Genomic DNA, 16,276 nt, shown 5'->3' on the forward strand with positions numbered 1-16,276 from the left:
CCGGCTGCCTCGCTGTCCGCCGCCGGGTGGACTCAGCTCCGTCGTACCCGGAGGTGGTGAGCCGCCCGGTCGGGAAGGTCGATCGTGAACGTCACCCCGGCGTGGTCCCGCCGGACCGGCACCGGCGTGCCGTCCAGCTCGACCACGGGTCGCGCCCCGAAACCCGTCACGTCGAAGGTGAGTTCCCCGGGCGCGTACGCAGTGGCGGTGAGATCGAGAGCGCGGCCGGTCGAGTACGACGTGACGTCGACGTTCGCGTCGGTGCCCGAGGTGAGGGTCACCGGGAACGCCCCGAGGTCGGTGGGCCCGCTGCCCGCATGCGCCTGGTACAGCACGGGGAAGCGCAGCGCGTCGCCCTTCATGGCCAGCTGGTACGCGCGGACGTACTCGTCGCGGCCCAGCGCGGCCTTCGCCGCGGCGAGCTGCCCGGACGCCGGACGGTCACCGGGTCGCAGGTCACCGGTCACGTTGGCGATCGCGTCGGCCGCGTCCCGACGCCACTGGAGGACCAGGCTGCGGTCGCGTTCGGCCGGCATGTCGAGACCCGTCCGGATCGCCAGTTCGCCGCCCACGGTAGGGAAGTCGTACGCCGGGGCGACCACAGCGGCCTGGCCCGCCTGGCCCACGTGCTCGACCGTCACGTGGTAGGTCCGGCCCTTGTCCAACGTCATCACCGGTACGGCGAAGGACGCCCAGCCGTCGGCCGGCAGCTCAGCGCCGGACAGGTGTCGCATCGTCACGACCCGACCGTCCTCGTCGGACACCGTGAGCCGGAGAGCGGCCGCCGCGCCGGTCCGCCGTACCCGGACGTCGACGGTGTTCAGGAGTCGGAGGTCGCCCGCGGTGAAGGTCGTCTCCACCCGCGAACGGCCGGTGAGCTCGCCGTCGGGTGGCTGGTCGCGGCGTACGTCGTAGGGGCGCAGGTCGTCCACGAACGGGTTGACCCAGTTCGCGGCGGCGTCGGGGGAGTCCGCACCCTGCCAGTTGTAGATGGAGGTGTAGCGCGAGCCGTTGACGTAGGTCTGGCGCAGCAACAGGGTCTTGTCGGGCGCGTAGCCGGAGACGGAGTTCTCCAGGTTGGGGTTGGCGATGCGGCCGAACTCCCGACTCCGCTGGAGGTGCTCGAAGCCGCCCGGTGTGTAGTCGTCGAGCTCGATGTACTCCGAGCCCGGTCGGGCGTGGCGCAGGATCCCCTGGGCGATGCTCGCGTGCGTCGCGTCCCAGTACGGCTCCTGTTGGCGCGAGTACACCTCGGAGTGCACGTTGTGGCGCAGTTGGTCCGTGGGGTAGTCCGGCCCGCCCGTGGTCAGCATGATGCGTTCGCGGGGGAGGCCGGCGTAGAAGATGTCGGCGAACAGCTGCTGCGGATAGGACTGGTTCCGGTAGAGCCAGTGCTTCTCCTGCTCCGAGAGCCCGTCGGCCGGGTCGAGGTCGACCCCCTCGGCCTTCGCGGCCGCGACGGTGCTCGGGTTGTAGTCGGCGTAGAGGTCCCGGCGTTCGACGCCACCGTTGTAGTCGGTGTACGCCTGGTCTGCGACACCCTTGCCGTCCCGCTTCGACCAGTAGGTGCTCTCCAAGGTGGTGGAGAACGGCAGCAGCCGGTCACCCTCTCCGGTGCGCTGGAGGTCCCAGGCGAGCGGGCCGAGCAGGGCGAGGGAGTCGTCGGCCTTGCGTTCGTAGAAGGCGTTGAGGTCCGGGTCGCGCCAGGTGAGCCACGGGGTGTTGCCCCAGATGTTGGGGACGGACAGGCCGTAGCGCGGTTCGTAGCGGTCGCCGAGCAGCTGGTCCAGCCGTTCGCCGTCCCACACGTCCTGCTCCGGCCCGGTCTGGTCCTGCGGACTCCAGAGCACCTGCTGGTACTTCAGGTCCCCGAAGGTCCCGCCCTTGCCGTCAGGAACGTTGCCGGGCGTGCCCTCCCAGTCGCTGGTCGACTCGATGCCGAAGGGCAGGCCGTACTCGCGGGAGAGCCGGAGCCACATCGCGTAGTTGGCGGCGAGCTGGTCGGGGCTCCGGTTGGCGAAGTAGTCGAGCACGGCCATGCCGCGACCCACCTCGGGGCTCTCGTGGATCGCCGACGTCACGTAGTCCAGCCGGTCCCGGAAGTACGCCTCGCCTCGATGGTCCTGGCCGAGCACGAACACCATCCGGTCAGGCGTCCGCATGCCCTGCGCCGCCACCATCCCCGGCAGGTCGGCGTAGGACCAGATCTGCCCGACGTAGGCGGACTCGGCGCTGGTGCCTTCGACGGTGACGACCACCCGGCCGTCCCCGATGACGGCGGGGTCGGCGCTCTGGAGGAAGAAGGAGGTGTACGGACCGCCGCCGGCGTCCTTGCGGGCCGGATCGCGGACGTGGGCGAGGGTCCCGTCGAGCAGGACCCGGAAGCCGTACGCCACGCCCCACTCGTCGTTCGGGCGAACCTCCCGGAACTGCAGCGTCAGCGGCTGGTCGCGGGCGACGTCGAGGCGGACGGTGAAGGTGCCGCCGGCGCGTACCGAGCGGGCGGTGTAGGGCTCGGTGAGCTGGCCGGCTTCGACACTGCCACGGGCCGCGCCGCTGGCTCCGGTGGCCCGAACGTCGTGTGCGCGCTCGGCGGCGGCGTCACCGAGTCGTACGGTGTCGACGACGCGTCCGGGAGACGGCGTGTCGCCGGCCGTCGCGCCGGCCGTCGCGGTGGGCTGTTCCGTGGCCCCCGCGGTGCTGGTGGTCGCCACCGCGGTCGGGGCGATGCCGGCATTCGTGACGCCCAGTCCGGCGAGCACGGTGGCGAGCAGGAGCGCGAGTCGAGTCGCGGTATGTCGTCCCCTCATGACGGGGCCCTCACAATCGTCGCGGGAGCTGCGGACACCACCGGGATCGTGGGCCGGGCCGCCGAGACGGTCAACGTGAGTGGCGGAGAGTGGTCGCTCGCGGACCGTGACCGGTCAGCCGGGGACCGAAAAGCCGTGACGGTGGACGGTCACTGGGAACCGTCCGCCGTCACGGCCGCGACCATGATCACTGGGCGCTCGAGTGAACGGCTCAGAGCGGGATGTTGCCGTGCTCGCCGCGCTTGCCCGGAGCCTCCGCGATCGCCGCGGCCAGCCGGCCGCGGGTCAGCGCCGGGGAGACCACCTCGTCGATCACTCCGATCGACACGGCCTTGTCCAGGCCACCGACGAGCGTTTCGTGCTCGGCGGCGAGCTCGGCCTCGACCTTGGGCCTGATCTCCGGCTCGACCTCGGCCAGCTTGCGCCGGTGCAGGATGCGGATCGCCGCGACCGAGCCCATCACCGCGATCTCCGCCGTCGGCCAGGCGAACACCTTCGTGGCGCCGAGCGAGCGGGAGTTCATCGCGATGTAGGCGCCGCCGTAGGCCTTCCGGGTGACGAGCGTGACGCGGGGGACGATCGCCTCGGCGAACGCGTGCAGCAGCTTCGCGCCGCGGCGTACGACACCGTCCCACTCCTGGCCGACGCCGGGCAGATAGCCGGGGACGTCCACCAGAACGACGAGGGGTACACCGAACGCGTCGCACATCCGCACGAAACGCGCCGCCTTCTCGGCGGAGGTGGAGTCGAGACAACCGCCGAGCCGCAGCGGGTTGTTGGCGATCACGCCGACCGTGCGTCCACCGAACCTGCCGAGGGTGGTCACGATGTTGGGCGCCCAGCGTGGGTGGAGTTCGAGGGCGGTGCCTTCGTCCAGCAGGTTCTCGATCAGCGGGTGGACGTCGTAGGCCCGGCGTGCCGACTCCGGCAACAGGTCGGACAGGTCGGTGTCGACCACCGACGAGACGTCGACCTCACCCTGGGTGCCGAGCAGGTCGGCGAGCCGACGAGCTTCGCCCAGAGCGTCCTGCTCGCTGTCGGCGACGACGTGGACCACGCCCGAACGCCGGCCGTGGGGCTCGGGGCCGCCGAGCCGCAGCATGTCGACGTGCTCACCGGTGACGGAGCGGACGACGTCCGGCCCGGTCACGAAGATCCGGCCCTCCGGGCCGAGGATCACCACGTCGGTCAGCGCCGGTCCGTACGCCGCTCCACCGGCGGCGGGCCCGAGCACGACCGAGATCTGCGGGATCCGTCCGGAGGCACGGGTCATCGCGTGGAAGATGAGGCCGACCGCGTGCAGGGAGAGCACACCCTCGGCGAGACGGGCGCCACCGTTGTGCCACAGCCCGATGATCGGCACGCCGTCCGCGAGTGCTCGGTCATAGGCCTGTACGACGACGTCGCACCCCTCGTGGCCCATCGCTCCGCCCTGGATGGTCGGGTCGGAGCAGAACGCGACGACCGGACGGCCGGCGACGGTACCCGTCACGGCGAGCATCCCGCTGCGGTCCTCTGGTGTGAGGAGTTCCAGGCTGTCCGGGTCGAGCAGAGCGGCGAGCCGGTTGCGCGGGTAGCGCGGGTCCTGCTCACGGGGCGGCTTAGCCGGCGTGGCAGCGGGATTGCCCGCTGCCTTCGCGCCGGTCGGGTTCTCGGTGACGGTCACGTCCCTTTCACTCCGGTGCGGGTCAAGGTTTGCGCGGGTCGCCCCGCTCAGACCGTACGAATGGCGATGACGAGGTTGTGGCCGCCGAAGCCGAAGGAGTTGTTCAGGGCGGTCAACGGTCCGTCCGGAAGCTTGCGCGGCTCGCGGGCGATGTCGAGCGTCACCTCGTCGTCGACGTCGTCGAGGTTGGCCGTCGGCGGGACGACACGGTTGTACAACGCCAGCACGGTGGCGATCGCCTCGGCGACCCCAGCCGCACCGAGCATGTGTCCGAGCGAACCCTTGGGCGCGGTCACGACCACATTGTCCGCCGCGTCACCCAGAACGGCGCGGATTCCGGCCGCCTCGGCCACGTCACCGGCCGGGGTGGAGGTCGCGTGCGCGTTGATGTGGGTGAGCTCCTCCGGCGCGATGCCGGAGTCCTCCAGGGCCTCGACCATGGCGGCCGCGTTGCCCTTGGCCTCCGGGTCGGGCTGCACGATGTGGTGGCCGTCCGCCGACGCGCCCGCACCGGCGATCTCGGCGTAGATCCGGGCGCCACGACGCGCGGCGTGCTCCACCGACTCGAGCACCATGCACGCGCCGCCCTCGCCGAGCAGGAAGCCGTCGCGTGCCTTGTCGAAGGGACGGGACGCGTGCTCGGGGTCGTCGTTGCGGCGCGTGAGCGCCTTCATCGTCCCGAACGCCGCCATCGGCAGCGGGTGGATGATCGCCTCGGCGCCACCGACCAGGACGACGTCGGCCTTGCCCGAGCGGATGAGTTCCAGGCCGTGGCGGATCGCCTCGTTGCCGGACGCGCACGCCGCGACGGGAGTCTGGACGCTCGCCTTCGCGCCGATCTCGAGCCCCACCCAGGCAGCGCCGCCGTTCGGCATGATCATCGGGATCATGAAGGGCGAGACGTGGCGCGGGCCCTTGGTCTGGAGCACGTCGTAGCTGTCCAGCAGGGTGATCAGGCCACCGATGCCGGAGGCAAGTGAGACGGCGAGCCGCTCGGGAGGCACCTCACCCTCGGAGAGTCCGGAGTCCTTCCAGGCCTCGCGGGCGGAGATGAGCGCGAACTGCTCGTAGCGGTCGAGCTTGCGGGCGTCCACGCGGCGGATGACCTCAGACGGGTCGACGGCTGCGGGCGCGGCGATCCGACAGGGGAGTTCGGCGTACCGGGGGTCGGTCAGAGCCTTCGCGGCGGAACGACCGGCCAGCAGTCCGTCCCACGTCGAGGCGACGTCGCCCCCGAGCGGGGTCGTGGCACCTAGTCCTGTGACGACAACCTTGGTGCTCATCGGATTCTCCTTTGTTTCTGCGTCGCGCGCGCGGAAGCCGCGGGAGCCGGGTGAGCCACCGCCGGAGCGGACGGCTCACCCAGCGACCCGAAAACCTCAGCCCTGCGACCGCTCGATGTAGGCGACGGCGTCACCGACGGTCTTGAGGTTCTTGACCTCGTCGTCGGGGATCTTGACGCCGAACTTCTCCTCGGCGGCGACGACGACCTCGACCATCGACAGCGAGTCGACGTCCAGGTCGTCGGTGAAGGACTTTTCGAGCTGGACGTCGTCGGCCGGGATGCCCGCGACCTCGTTGACGATCTCCGCGAGCCCGGCGCGGATGTCCTCGGTTGTGGCCATGCCTTGGTGCTCCTTCTATCTTGTGGGGGTGCCGCGCCCGGGGAACGAGGGCGGGGGTCGCTGCTGACTAGGGAACTGTGATGACCTGGGCGGCGTAGACCAGCCCGGCTCCGAAGCCGATGACCAGTGCGGTGTCACCCGACTTCACCTCCGCCGTGGCGAGCATGCGCTCCATGGCGAGGGGAATCGACGCCGCCGAGGTGTTGCCCTGCTCGGCGATGTCACGGGCGATCACCACGTGGTCAGGCAGCTTCAGGGCCTTGGCCATCGCGTCGGTGATGCGGTTGTTTGCCTGGTGGGGGATGAAAGCGTCCAGATCTTCGGGTCGTACACCTGCACGGTCGAGCGCCTCCTGTGCCACCTTCGCCATGGCGTAGGAAGCCCACCTGAAGACCTGGTTGCCCTCCATGGTGAGGTGTGGAAACTCACCGGAGGCAAGTGCCTGCTCCCAGGTCTGCTTCTGGCGGATCACGTCGGCCTGGGAGCCGTCGGAACCCCAGACGACGGGGCCGATGCCCGGCTCCTCCGCCGGACCGACCACCACCGCGCCCGCGCCGTCACCGAAGAGGAACGCGGTGGAACGGTCGTCAGGGTCGGTGAGGTCGGAGAGGCGTTCGACACCGACGACGAGGACGTACGTGGCGGATCCCGTGCGCACCATCGACTGGGCGAGCTCGAGGCCGTAGCAGAAGCCGGCGCAGGCGGCGGAGATGTCGAACGCCGCCACGCCACCCGCTCCGAGCTCGGTCGCGACACTCGTCGCGATCGCCGGCGTCTGGGCCAGATGGGACACGGTGGAGACCAGGACGCAACCCAGCTGGTCGGCCTGGATCCCAGCGGCGGCGAGGGCCTTGCCACCCGCCGCGACCGACATGGCGGCGACCGTCTCCTCCGGCGTCGCCCAGCGCCGACTCACGATGCCGGACCGGGTGCGGATCCATTCGTCGGAGGAGTCGATCCGCTCCACGATCTCGGCGTTCGGCACGATCCGGGACGGTCGGTAGCCGCCGACCCCGAGGATTCGGGCGTGCTCGGCGCCGGTGGAGGTGCGGATCGCACTCGTCACTGGACGCTCACCGCGGGGTGCAGGCGTACGAGGGGCTGACCGGGGGAGACGGGGTCGCCGTCCTCGACCAGCCATTCGACGATGGTGCCGCCGTGCGGTGCGGAGACCTGCAGGTCGTCACGCAGGCTCTTGACGTTGCCGACGACGTCGCCGGGGGCGAGCGCGGCGCCGGTGGGTTGGTCGGTCGCGAGGTTGAAGATGCCCTTCATCGGCGAGACGAGCAGCCGCCAGGTCGGGTTGCCCTCGAGCGGGCCGCCCTCGCCGTGCTTCTCCACGAAGGCGCGCGCGTCGTCGAGCTGGTCCGGGGTCTTCAGCGCGAACGTCTCGACGCCGGGCATGGCCCGCCGGGCGATGCCGGTGAGCGTGCCGGCGGGCGGCATCTCGAGCATGCCGGTCACGCCGAGGTCCTGCATGGTCTGCATGCACAGGTCCCAGCGGACGGGCGAGCTGACCTGGGTGACGATCCGGTCCAGGACCTCGCGGCCGTTGTGGACGATGTGGCCGTCGCGGTTGGACAGCAGCCGGGTGCGCGGGTCGTGGGTGCTGATCGCCCGGGCGTAGCCGCCGAGCAGATCGACCGCGTGCGCGACGTAGTGGGTGTGGAACGCACCCGCGACCTGCAACGGCACGAGGCGGGCCTTCGCCGGCGGGTCGGCCGTGAAGCGCTCGAGGTCTGCCAAGGTGCCGGCCGCGACGACCTGACCGGGGCCGTTGTTGTTGGCGGCGATGAGGTTGTGTCGCTCGATCGCCGCGAGCACCTCTTCGGGGTGGCCGCCGAGCACGGCCATCATCCCGGTGGGGTTCTTGGCCGCCGCCTCCGCCATGGCCTTTCCGCGCTGGCGGACGAAGACCATGGCCTGTTCGGCGCTGATGACACCAACACCGGCGGCCGCCGTGATCTCGCCCACACTGTGGCCCGCGGCGAGGTCGATGACACGGAACGCGTCGCCGGCCGGGTGCGGGAACAGCGCGAGCGCCGCGACCAGGCCGGAGGCGACCAGGAGCGGCTGCGCGATCGCGGTGTCGCGGATGGTCTCCGCGTCCGCCTTGGTGCCGTAGTGGGCGAGGTCGACGTCGCTGACCGCGGACAGCCAGTTGATGCGGTCGGCGAAGGCGGGGTCCTCGAGCCACGGTGCGAGGAATCCAGGCGTTTGCGCCCCTTGCCCAGGCGCGACGATGACGAGCACGAAATCCACCATGACGGTTGAACGGGATGGAAGGGCGACCTGCGGGGACGAAAGTTCTGGGCGGTTCGCTGTAGGAACCCTACAAATTCACCGTGGCGTATGCGGCTCGTCCCCCTGGAGTCGGCCTAAAGTCAGCGCGATCCGAAGGGTGTAGGCATGGCGCGGATTGGACGGTGAGTATCCGCTGAGCTCGGTGATCCGGCGCAGGCGGTAACGCACCGTGTTGGCGTGTACGAAGAGCATCCGGGCCGTCGCCTCCACCGAGCCGCCGTTCTCCAGGAACGCCGCCAGGGTCTCCAGGAGGACCGGACCGGCGTGGGCGAGCGGGGTGTAGATGTCCACGACGAGCTGCCGGCGGGCATCCTCGTCACTCGACAGCGCGCGTTCGGGCAGCAACTCCTCCGCGGCGACCGGCCGTGGCGCGTCCAGCCAGGCCGGCGCGGCCAGGAACCCCGCGATGGCCGCCCGGGTGGCGCTGGAGGCGGCCATCAGGTCCGGAACGATCGGGCCGTAGACGACCGGGCCCGGACCGAAGTGGGCGGCGAACCTGCTGGCGGTCTTCCCCGGATCGGTGACGCCGCCGAGGATGGCGATCAGCCGGTCGCCCTGGACGCCGGTGAGGACGTCGAGCCGGGTCTGGCGGGCGTCGCGCCGGATGAGTTCGACCCCGGCCTCCGGGTCACCCGGCGGCGTACGCCCGACGACGACCAGGACCGGCGCCGCCTCCGACCAACCGAGTGCGGCCACCCGCGACCGGACCGCCTCGTCGGCCTCGCCGCGGAGGACGGCGTCGACGATCAGCGCCTCGAGCCGGGCGTCCCAGGCTCCTCGCATCTCCGCGGCCCGCGCGTAGAGTTCGGCGGCGCTGAAGGCGATCTCGCGGGAGTACAGCAGGACCGCCTCGCGTACGCGTGCGACGTCCTCGCTCGGGACGATCTGGTCGACCCGCTCCTCCGCGACCTCGATGCCGATCCGGATCATCTCCACGGTCTGGTGCAAGGTGACCTTGCGGGTGAGCTCCCGTGGTGCGGTGCCCAGAACGTCGGCAGTGAAGACCGGGCCCCGGCCCGGGTCGCGGAACCACGCGACGAAGGCGGCGAAGAACGTCTGCGCGACCAGGCCGATCCAGGAGCGGTCCTGTGGGTTCATCCGGCGGAACCACGACAGGCGCTCCTGCATCCGCTCGATGGTCGCGGAGGCGAGTACGCCGCTCGCGCGTTCCAGATGGCCCGCGGTGGACGTTCGGTGAAGACTCGGCACCTGCGCAGTGTCCCACGCACACAAGGAGTGGTCGTGACCGTTCGTGAGCGTTGCTGAAGGCCTGGCCGTACGATCTGGCCGACTTGCAACGAATTCACCAGGTTTCGTACGGTATTTGTCGAGTCCGGACGAGCTGGAAAGGCTGACCGGTCTGGACAGGGCTGGTGCGGCGCTGGTAGCGGCTGGTACGCCGCGAACGACCGGCGTCGGCGCCGCGGAGGGCGATTCGCTCTGGTTCGCTCTATCGTGTGGACGTGACCGCGACCAGGGCGATCGACCAGCTCCGACGGATCGCGTTCCTGCTCGAGCGCGGCAGGGCCGAGACGCACCGGGTGCGGGCGTTCCGTGGGGCGGCGAAGACGCTCGAGGACCTGCCCGCCGCCGAGTTCGACCGGCGGATCGAGGACGGCACGCTCACCGACCTCCCGGGCATCGGGCCCGTCTCGGCCAAGGTGATCGGTGAGGCCTTCGCCGGCGCGACCGCGGGTTACCTCGGCAGGCTCGAGGACGAGGTCGCGCCCCTGGTCGAGGGAGGGGAGGCGTTGCGCCAGGCACTGCGCGGCGACCTGCACACCCACTCCGACTGGTCCGACGGCGGCAGCCCGATCGAGGAGATGGCGGTCACCGCCCGCGACCTCGGCCACGACTACATCGTGCTCACCGACCACTCGCCCAGGCTCAAGGTGGCCAACGGCCTGTCGATCGATCGCCTGCGCCGACAACTCGACGTCGTTCGCGACCTGAACACCAAGCTCGCGCCGTTCCGGATCCTGACCGGCATCGAGGTCGACATCCTCGAGGACGGCGCGCTCGACCAGGACCCGGACCTGCTCGCCGAACTCGACGTGGTGGTGGCGAGCGTCCACTCCAAGCTGCGGATGCCGGCGGCCGACATGACGCCGCGCATGGTCGCCGCGATCGCCAACCCCGCCGTCGACGTGCTCGGTCACTGCACCGGTCGGCTGGTGACCGGCGGACGGGGGACCCGGCCGGAGTCGACGTTCGACGCCGAGGTGGTCTTCGAGGCCTGCCGCAGGTTCGGTGTCGCGGTGGAGATCAACGCCCGCCCCGAACGCCTGGACCCGCCGCGACGGCTGCTCCGACTCGCTGTCGAGGGCGGATGTGTGTTCTCCATCGACACCGACGCGCACGCACCGGGCCAGCTGGACTGGCAACCGTACGGCTGTACGCGGGCCGAGGAGTGCGGTGTTACGGCCGACCGTGTGGTCAACACACTGTCCGCCGAGGAGCTGTTGGCCTGGACCCGGTCGAAGGCTTAGCGGGCGGTCGGTCTGGTTGACGTGGCCGGTGTGGCTGCGGGGGTGCTTCCAGGCGTGCGCAGGCTCGCGGTCGTCCGGGCCGACCGATAGCGTTGATCCAGCGTGGGCATTCGTGTCCGCTGTGGTTGGTCCCTCGACGGACGGTTCCCGGAAAGGTTGCGATGGTCGGCAAGGAGGGCAGGGTCACCGGGACGATCGGACCGGGCCTCATCGGTGAGGTCATGGTGCCGGTCAGAGGTGGTGTCGAAGCGTTCTACGCCTACTCCAGCATCCCGGGCGAGCGGTTCGATCTCGGCGCCCAGGTCATCGTGGTCGAATACCTCGCGCCCCGCACCGTCTACGTCGCACCGGCACGAGCCTAGGGTGCGTCTCCCACATCCCGCCTGACTCGCGATACCCCGCATCCACGCTGGCCACGTTGTCCTCGTCGCGCGTAGAACACCGCTACGCGCTCCTCCTCCGCCTCGCCACCGCGGCGCGGATGCACCGCTCGCTTCACTGGCTCGATGTGGGAGACGCACCCTGGGCCTCTCCCACCGGGATTCCACGGCGCCGCCGGACACGACTCTTCGGCTCCGGTCCCACTCGGTCCGCCCTCACCTCACGGCCGAAGCCGGGTCCTCACCCGCGTGGGTCGCGCTGCCCGCGAGGACGCAGCCATGAGTCCCTCTGTCCACAGCCGCGCACCGTGGCGCGTTCGCGCCGTACACAGCCGCGGCCCGCGAACCCAACTGTCCACAGGCCGTCGCCACGGCCGGGTCCGGACCGCTCGTTTCGCTCTAAGCTTGGCCAACCTCACGGGGAGGCTGCACTTTTCAAGCTGGGACTGCGACCCGTCTCACCGGGTTCGCGAGGGGAGCTCTGACCTCATCCATGGCGTGGTACATCTATGCGGCCATCGTGGTTGCCGCGGTCGTGCTCATCGTGCTGACGTTTCGCGCCATCTGGAAGGTGGCCGAGCCCAACGAAGCGCTCATCATCTCCGGGCTCGGCGCCCGGGGTGAGAACGCCGACACCGCCGAGAGCCTCGGCTTCAAGATCGTGACCGGCAAGGGCAAGCTCGTGCTGCCCGGCTTCCAGACCGCGCGCCGGCTGTTGCTGGACTCCCGGTCGGCGACGCTGCAGGTCGGCTGCGTCACCAAGCAGGGGATTCCGGTCCACGTGCGGGGCGTCGTCATCTACAAGGTGGGCGACGACTTCGCGTCCATCGCCAACGCCGCCCGGCGTTTCCTCGACCAGCAGAACACCATGGACAGCAAGATCCACGAGCTGTTCGCGGGACATCTGCGCTCCATCATCGGCAACCTCACGGTCGAGGACCTCATCCTCAACCGCGAGCGGCTCGCGTCGGAGATCCGGGGCTCCTCGGCCGACGAGATGAGCAAGCTGGGCCTGGTGGTCGACTCGTTCCAGATCCAGGAGATCGACGACACGACGGACTACATCACCAACCTCGGCAAGCCGCACGCGGCGGCCGTGGCCGCCGCGGCCCGCATCGCCGAGGCCCAGCGCGACCAGGAGGCGACACGGGCGGAGCAGGACGCCGCCGCGGGCAAGGCCGGCGCCATCCGGGAGAGCCAGATCAAGCAGTCGCAGTACCAAGCCGAGGTCGACCAGGCCGCGGCGAAGGCGCGCCAGTCCGGGCCGCTGGCCGAGGCGTCGGCGAAGCAGGACGTCATCCGGGCCGAGACCGAGGCGGCCGAGCTCGCCGCCCAGCTGGCCGAGCAGCGGCTGCAGTCCGACATCCGTAAGCCCGCGGACGCCCGGGCCTACGAGACCCGGACGACCGCCGACGCCGACCGCGACGCCCGGATCTCCGCGGCGCAGGCGGCGGCGAAGGAGACCGAGCTGCGGGCCCAGGCCGAGGCGGCCCGGGTGAAGCTCGCGGCCACCGCCGAGGCCGAGGCGACCAGGGCCCGTGGTGATGCCCAGGGCCACGCGACCCGCGCGACCGGTGAGGCCGAGGCGGCGTCCGCGCAGGCACAGGGTCTGGCGAAGGCGGAGGCGGCGCGTGCGCTCGGCCTCGCCGAGGCGGAGGCCATCAAGGCACGTGCGGCGGCACTGGCCGACAACCAGGAAGCCGTCGTGGCCCAGCAGCTGGCCGAGAAGTGGCCGGAGATCGTGGGCGCGGCGTCCGGCGCGTTCAGCAACGTCGACCACATGGTGGTCCTCAACGGCGCCGACGGCGTCTCCGAACTCCTGGCCAAGGCACTCACCATGGGTGGGACCGGCCTGGGAGTGGCGCGCACCCTGCTCAGCGCGATGCAGGAGCAGGGTCAGAAGGGGGAGCTGAACGGCGCGGTCAACGGCAAGTCGATGCCCTCCGACCCGCCACCGGTCACCCTGACGGGTGGCGAGCCCAGCGCCAACTGAGGCGAGAACCGCACAGACAGATCGGGTGCCCGACCAGTGGTCGGGCACCCGATCTGTTGTGTGTGTGGGGGAGGCGGGTTGGTCTTCTCCGAACCGCCGCCCGCCCCGAGGGGCCGCGGACGCCCAGGCCGGGAACGGCCTGGGAATCGCTGACTTCCTAGGCGTCGCCGCCTTCCTGGGCGACGTCGCGCACGGCGGTCGGGTCGGCGATCGCGTAGCGGTCAGCCGCCTCCCGCACGGTGGAGGGCTTGACCTCGCCGCGCCGGGCGAGAGCGGCCAGCGTGGCGACGACGACCGAGGGAGCGTCGACGTTGAAGAACCGTCGCGCCGCCGGCCGGGTGTCGGCGAAGCCGTAGCCGTCCGTGCCCAGCGAGCTGTAGTCACCGGGAACCCAACGCGCGATCTGGTCGGGTACGGCCCGCATCCAGTCACTGACCGCGAGGATCGGCCCGGCGGCGTTCTCGAGCTTGCTCGAGACGTAGGGCACCTTCGGCTGGCTGTCGGGGTTGAGCAGGTTCCAGCGCTCGACCTCGACCGCCTCACGGCGGAGCTCGTTCCAGGAGGTGGCGGACCAGACGTCGGCGGCGACGCCCCAGTCCTCCGAGAGCATCTGCTGTGCCTCGAGCGCCCAGGGCATGCCCACGCCGGAGGCGAGGATCTGTGCCCGCGGCGTGCGCCGCTCGGTCTGTCCGGCGTAGGGCGCGTACAGGTAGAGCCCGCGCAGCAGCCCCTCGACGTCGAGGTTCTCCGGCTCGGCCGGGTGCACCAACGGCTCGTTGTAGACGGTGAGGTAGTAGAAGATGTCCTCGCCGTTGGGGTGTTCGTCGCTCGAGCCGTACATCCGCCGCAACGCGTCCTTGACGATGTGCGACAGCTCGAACGCGAAGGCCGGGTCGTAGGACACGCACGCCGGGTTGGTCGACGCCAGCAGGTGGGAGTGCCCGTCGGCGTGCTGGAGGCCCTCACCGGTGAGGGTGGTACGGCCCGCGGTCGCGCCGATCAGGAAGCCGCGCGCCAGCTGGTCGCCCAGCGCCCACATGAAGTCGCCGGTCCGCTGGAACCCGAACATCGAGTAGAAGATGTAGACCGGGATCATCGGCTCGCCGTGGGTGGCGTAGGCGGTACCCGCGGCCGTCACCGACCCCATCGCGCCGACCTCGCTGATGCCCTCGTGCAGCAGCTGGCCCTGCTCCGACTGCTTGTAGGACAGCAGCAGCTTGCGGTCGACGCTCTCATAGGTCTGGCCGTGCGGGTCGTAGATCTTCGCCGTCGGGAACATCGAGTCCATACCGAAGGTACGGAACTCGTCCGGGGCGATCGGCACGAAGCGCGAACCCATGCCCTTGTCGCGCATGAGGTCCTTGAGCAGCCGCACGAACGCCATCGTGGTGGCGATCTTCTGCTTGCCCGAACCCTTGCGGAGCTCGCCGTAGACCTTGTCGTCGGGCAGCTTCACCGACGTCGGGCGTACTCGGCGCTCGGGGGCCGGGCCGCCGAGCTGACGCCGACGCTCGAGCATGTAGGCGATCTCGTCGGAGTCCTTGCCCGGGTGGTAGTAGGGCGGCAGGTCGTTGTCGTCGATGTCCTTGTCGGAGATCGGGAGGTAGAGCCGGTCGCGGAACTTCTTGACGTCGTCCTTGGTGAGCTTCTTCATCTGGTGGGTCGCGTTGCGGCCCTCCAGCGCCTCGATCGTCCAACCCTTGATGGTGTGGGCGAGGATGACGGTCGGCTGACCCACGTGGTCAGACGCGGACTTGAACGCCGCGTAGACCTTGCGGTAGTCGTGGCCACCGCGGGAGAGCTTGCGCAGGTCGTCGTCGGACATCCCCTCGACCATCTTGCGCAGCCGCGGGTCGCCGCCGAAGAAGTTGCCCCGGATGTACTCACCGGTCTCGACGGAGTAGGTCTGGAACTGCCCGTCGGGGGTGGTGTTCATCTTGTTGACGAGGACGCCGTCGACGTCCTGGGCGAGCAGCGGGTCCCAGTCGCGGCCCCAGATGACCTTGATGACGTTCCAGCCGGCACCGCGGAAGTAGGACTCCAGCTCCTGGATGACCTTGCCGTTGCCTCGCACCGGGCCATCGAGTTGCTGGAGGTTGCAGTTGATGACGAACGTCAGGTTGTCGAGCTCCTCGCGGGAGGCGACCCCGATCGCGCCGAGCGACTCCGGCTCGCTCATCTCGCCGTCGCCGAGGAACGCCCACACGCGCTGCTCGCTGGTGTCCTTGATGCCGCGGTTACGGAGGTAGCGGTTGAACCGCGCCTGGTAGATCGCGTTGACCGCGGTGAGCCCCATCGAGACGGTGGGGAACTCCCAGAAGTTCGGCATCAGCCGCGGGTGCGGGTAGCTCGACAACCCCTTGCCGACGCCGTGGGACACCTCCTGCCGGAAGGCGTTGAGGTGGTCCTCGGTGAGCCGGCCCTCGAGGAACGCCCGGGCGTAGATGCCGGGGGAGGCGTGGCCCTGGAAGAAGATCTGGTCGCCGCCGCCGGGGTGGTCCTTGCCGCGGAAGAAGTGGTTGAAGCCGACCTCGTACAGGCTCGCCGCCGACTGGTAGGTCGCGATGTGGCCGCCGACCTCGAGACCCTTACGGTTGGCGCGCGACACCATGATGGCGGCGTTCCAACGGATGTAGGCGCGGATCCGCCGCTCGACATGCTCGTCACCTGGGAACCACGGCTCCCGGTCCGGCGGGATCGTGTTGATGAAGTCGGTGCTCCGCAACGCGGGGACGCCCACCTGACGCTCGCGCGCGCGTTCGAGGAGCCGCAGCATCAGGTAGCGGGCGCGCTCCTGGCCGCGTTCGTCGAGTACCGCGTCGAGGGACTCGATCCATTCACGGGTCTCGTCTGGATCGGTATCAGGGAGCTGGGTGGGAAGACCATCTGTAATGATGGGCCTACGCTCTGCTCCGGAAGCCACGGCGTTCCCTTTCTCGGGGGTGTGGGGGGTTGCTCCACACGAGGTACTGCATGTTCGTCCTGACCCTCATAGTCTCTCGCGAACGG

Annotated in this window: 11 protein-coding genes; 3 read left to right on the forward strand and 8 right to left on the reverse strand. The window is 70.2% G+C overall.

Translation table 11 applies throughout. The annotated features are described in order from the left end of the window. Positions 1-32: 32 nt before the first annotated feature. The 7 genes from HEB94_RS30540 to HEB94_RS30570 form a co-directional block, all read right to left on the reverse strand. Positions 33-2,810: a hypothetical protein gene (locus HEB94_RS30540; protein ID WP_192753082.1), complete on the reverse strand. Its 2,778-nt coding sequence runs from the start codon at positions 2,808-2,810 to the stop codon at positions 33-35. 211 nt (positions 2,811-3,021) lie between these two features. Further along, positions 3,022-4,476, reverse strand: a complete 1,455-nt coding sequence (locus tag HEB94_RS30545; protein WP_192753083.1) for an acyl-CoA carboxylase subunit beta — start codon at positions 4,474-4,476, stop codon at positions 3,022-3,024. A 47-nt stretch (positions 4,477-4,523) separates the two neighbouring features. Further along, positions 4,524-5,759, reverse strand: coding sequence for a beta-ketoacyl-[acyl-carrier-protein] synthase family protein (locus HEB94_RS30550; RefSeq protein WP_192753084.1), 1,236 nt, complete (start codon positions 5,757-5,759; stop codon positions 4,524-4,526). A gap of 96 nt (positions 5,760-5,855) precedes the next feature. After that, on the reverse strand, positions 5,856-6,101 hold the full coding sequence (locus tag HEB94_RS30555; RefSeq protein WP_192753085.1) for an acyl carrier protein: 246 nt from the start codon (positions 6,099-6,101) through the stop codon (positions 5,856-5,858). 67 nt (positions 6,102-6,168) lie between these two features. After that, entirely contained in the window at positions 6,169-7,167 is a 999-nt protein-coding gene (locus HEB94_RS30560; protein ID WP_192753086.1) for a beta-ketoacyl-ACP synthase 3, read from the reverse strand. Further along, positions 7,164-8,354, reverse strand: a complete 1,191-nt coding sequence (locus HEB94_RS30565) for an acyltransferase domain-containing protein (RefSeq protein ID WP_192753087.1) — start codon at positions 8,352-8,354, stop codon at positions 7,164-7,166. The genes HEB94_RS30560 and HEB94_RS30565 overlap by 4 nt, the downstream gene beginning before the upstream one ends. 87 nt (positions 8,355-8,441) lie before the next feature. After that, a complete protein-coding gene (locus tag HEB94_RS30570) occupies positions 8,442-9,614 on the reverse strand; it encodes a PucR family transcriptional regulator (RefSeq protein ID WP_337918056.1) in 1,173 nt (390 codons plus the stop codon). 254 nt (positions 9,615-9,868) lie between these two features. On the opposite strand from HEB94_RS30570, the gene HEB94_RS30575 reads away from it, so the two are divergent. The 3 genes from HEB94_RS30575 (at position 9,869) to HEB94_RS30585 (ending at position 13,267) form a co-directional block, all read left to right on the forward strand. Then, positions 9,869-10,894, forward strand: a complete 1,026-nt coding sequence (locus HEB94_RS30575; protein ID WP_192753088.1) for a PHP domain-containing protein — start codon at positions 9,869-9,871, stop codon at positions 10,892-10,894. Positions 10,895-11,055: 161 nt separating this feature from the next. Continuing rightward, positions 11,056-11,256 carry a hypothetical protein gene (locus tag HEB94_RS30580; protein ID WP_192753089.1) on the forward strand — a complete coding sequence of 67 codons (201 nt, stop codon included), beginning with the start codon at positions 11,056-11,058 and terminating at the stop codon, positions 11,254-11,256. 511 nt (positions 11,257-11,767) lie between these two features. After that, positions 11,768-13,267, forward strand: coding sequence for an SPFH domain-containing protein (locus tag HEB94_RS30585; RefSeq protein WP_192753090.1), 1,500 nt, complete (start codon positions 11,768-11,770; stop codon positions 13,265-13,267). 157 nt (positions 13,268-13,424) lie between these two features. Here HEB94_RS30585 and aceE read toward each other — a convergent pair whose 3' ends face one another. After that, entirely contained in the window at positions 13,425-16,190 is a 2,766-nt protein-coding gene (aceE, locus tag HEB94_RS30590; protein ID WP_192753091.1) for a pyruvate dehydrogenase (acetyl-transferring), homodimeric type, read from the reverse strand. Positions 16,191-16,276: the final 86 nt, after the last annotated feature.

Origin of the sequence: Actinopolymorpha pittospori, from assembly GCF_014873875.1 — a bacterium.
Lineage (GTDB): Bacteria > Actinomycetota > Actinomycetes > Propionibacteriales > Actinopolymorphaceae > Actinopolymorpha > Actinopolymorpha pittospori.

Bases quoted from the DNA above. Each gene is read 5' to 3' on its own strand.
- HEB94_RS30540 (WP_192753082.1), bottom strand. From the start codon at position 2,810: ATGAGGGGACGACATACCGCGACTCGACTCGCGCTCCTGCTCGCCACC.
- HEB94_RS30550 (WP_192753084.1), bottom strand. From the start codon at position 5,759: ATGAGCACCAAGGTTGTCGTCACAGGACTAGGTGCCACGACCCCGCTC.
- HEB94_RS30555 (WP_192753085.1), bottom strand. From the start codon at position 6,101: ATGGCCACAACCGAGGACATCCGCGCCGGGCTCGCGGAGATCGTCAAC.
- HEB94_RS30580 (WP_192753089.1), top strand. From the start codon at position 11,056: ATGGTCGGCAAGGAGGGCAGGGTCACCGGGACGATCGGACCGGGCCTC.
- HEB94_RS30585 (WP_192753090.1), top strand. From the start codon at position 11,768: ATGGCGTGGTACATCTATGCGGCCATCGTGGTTGCCGCGGTCGTGCTC.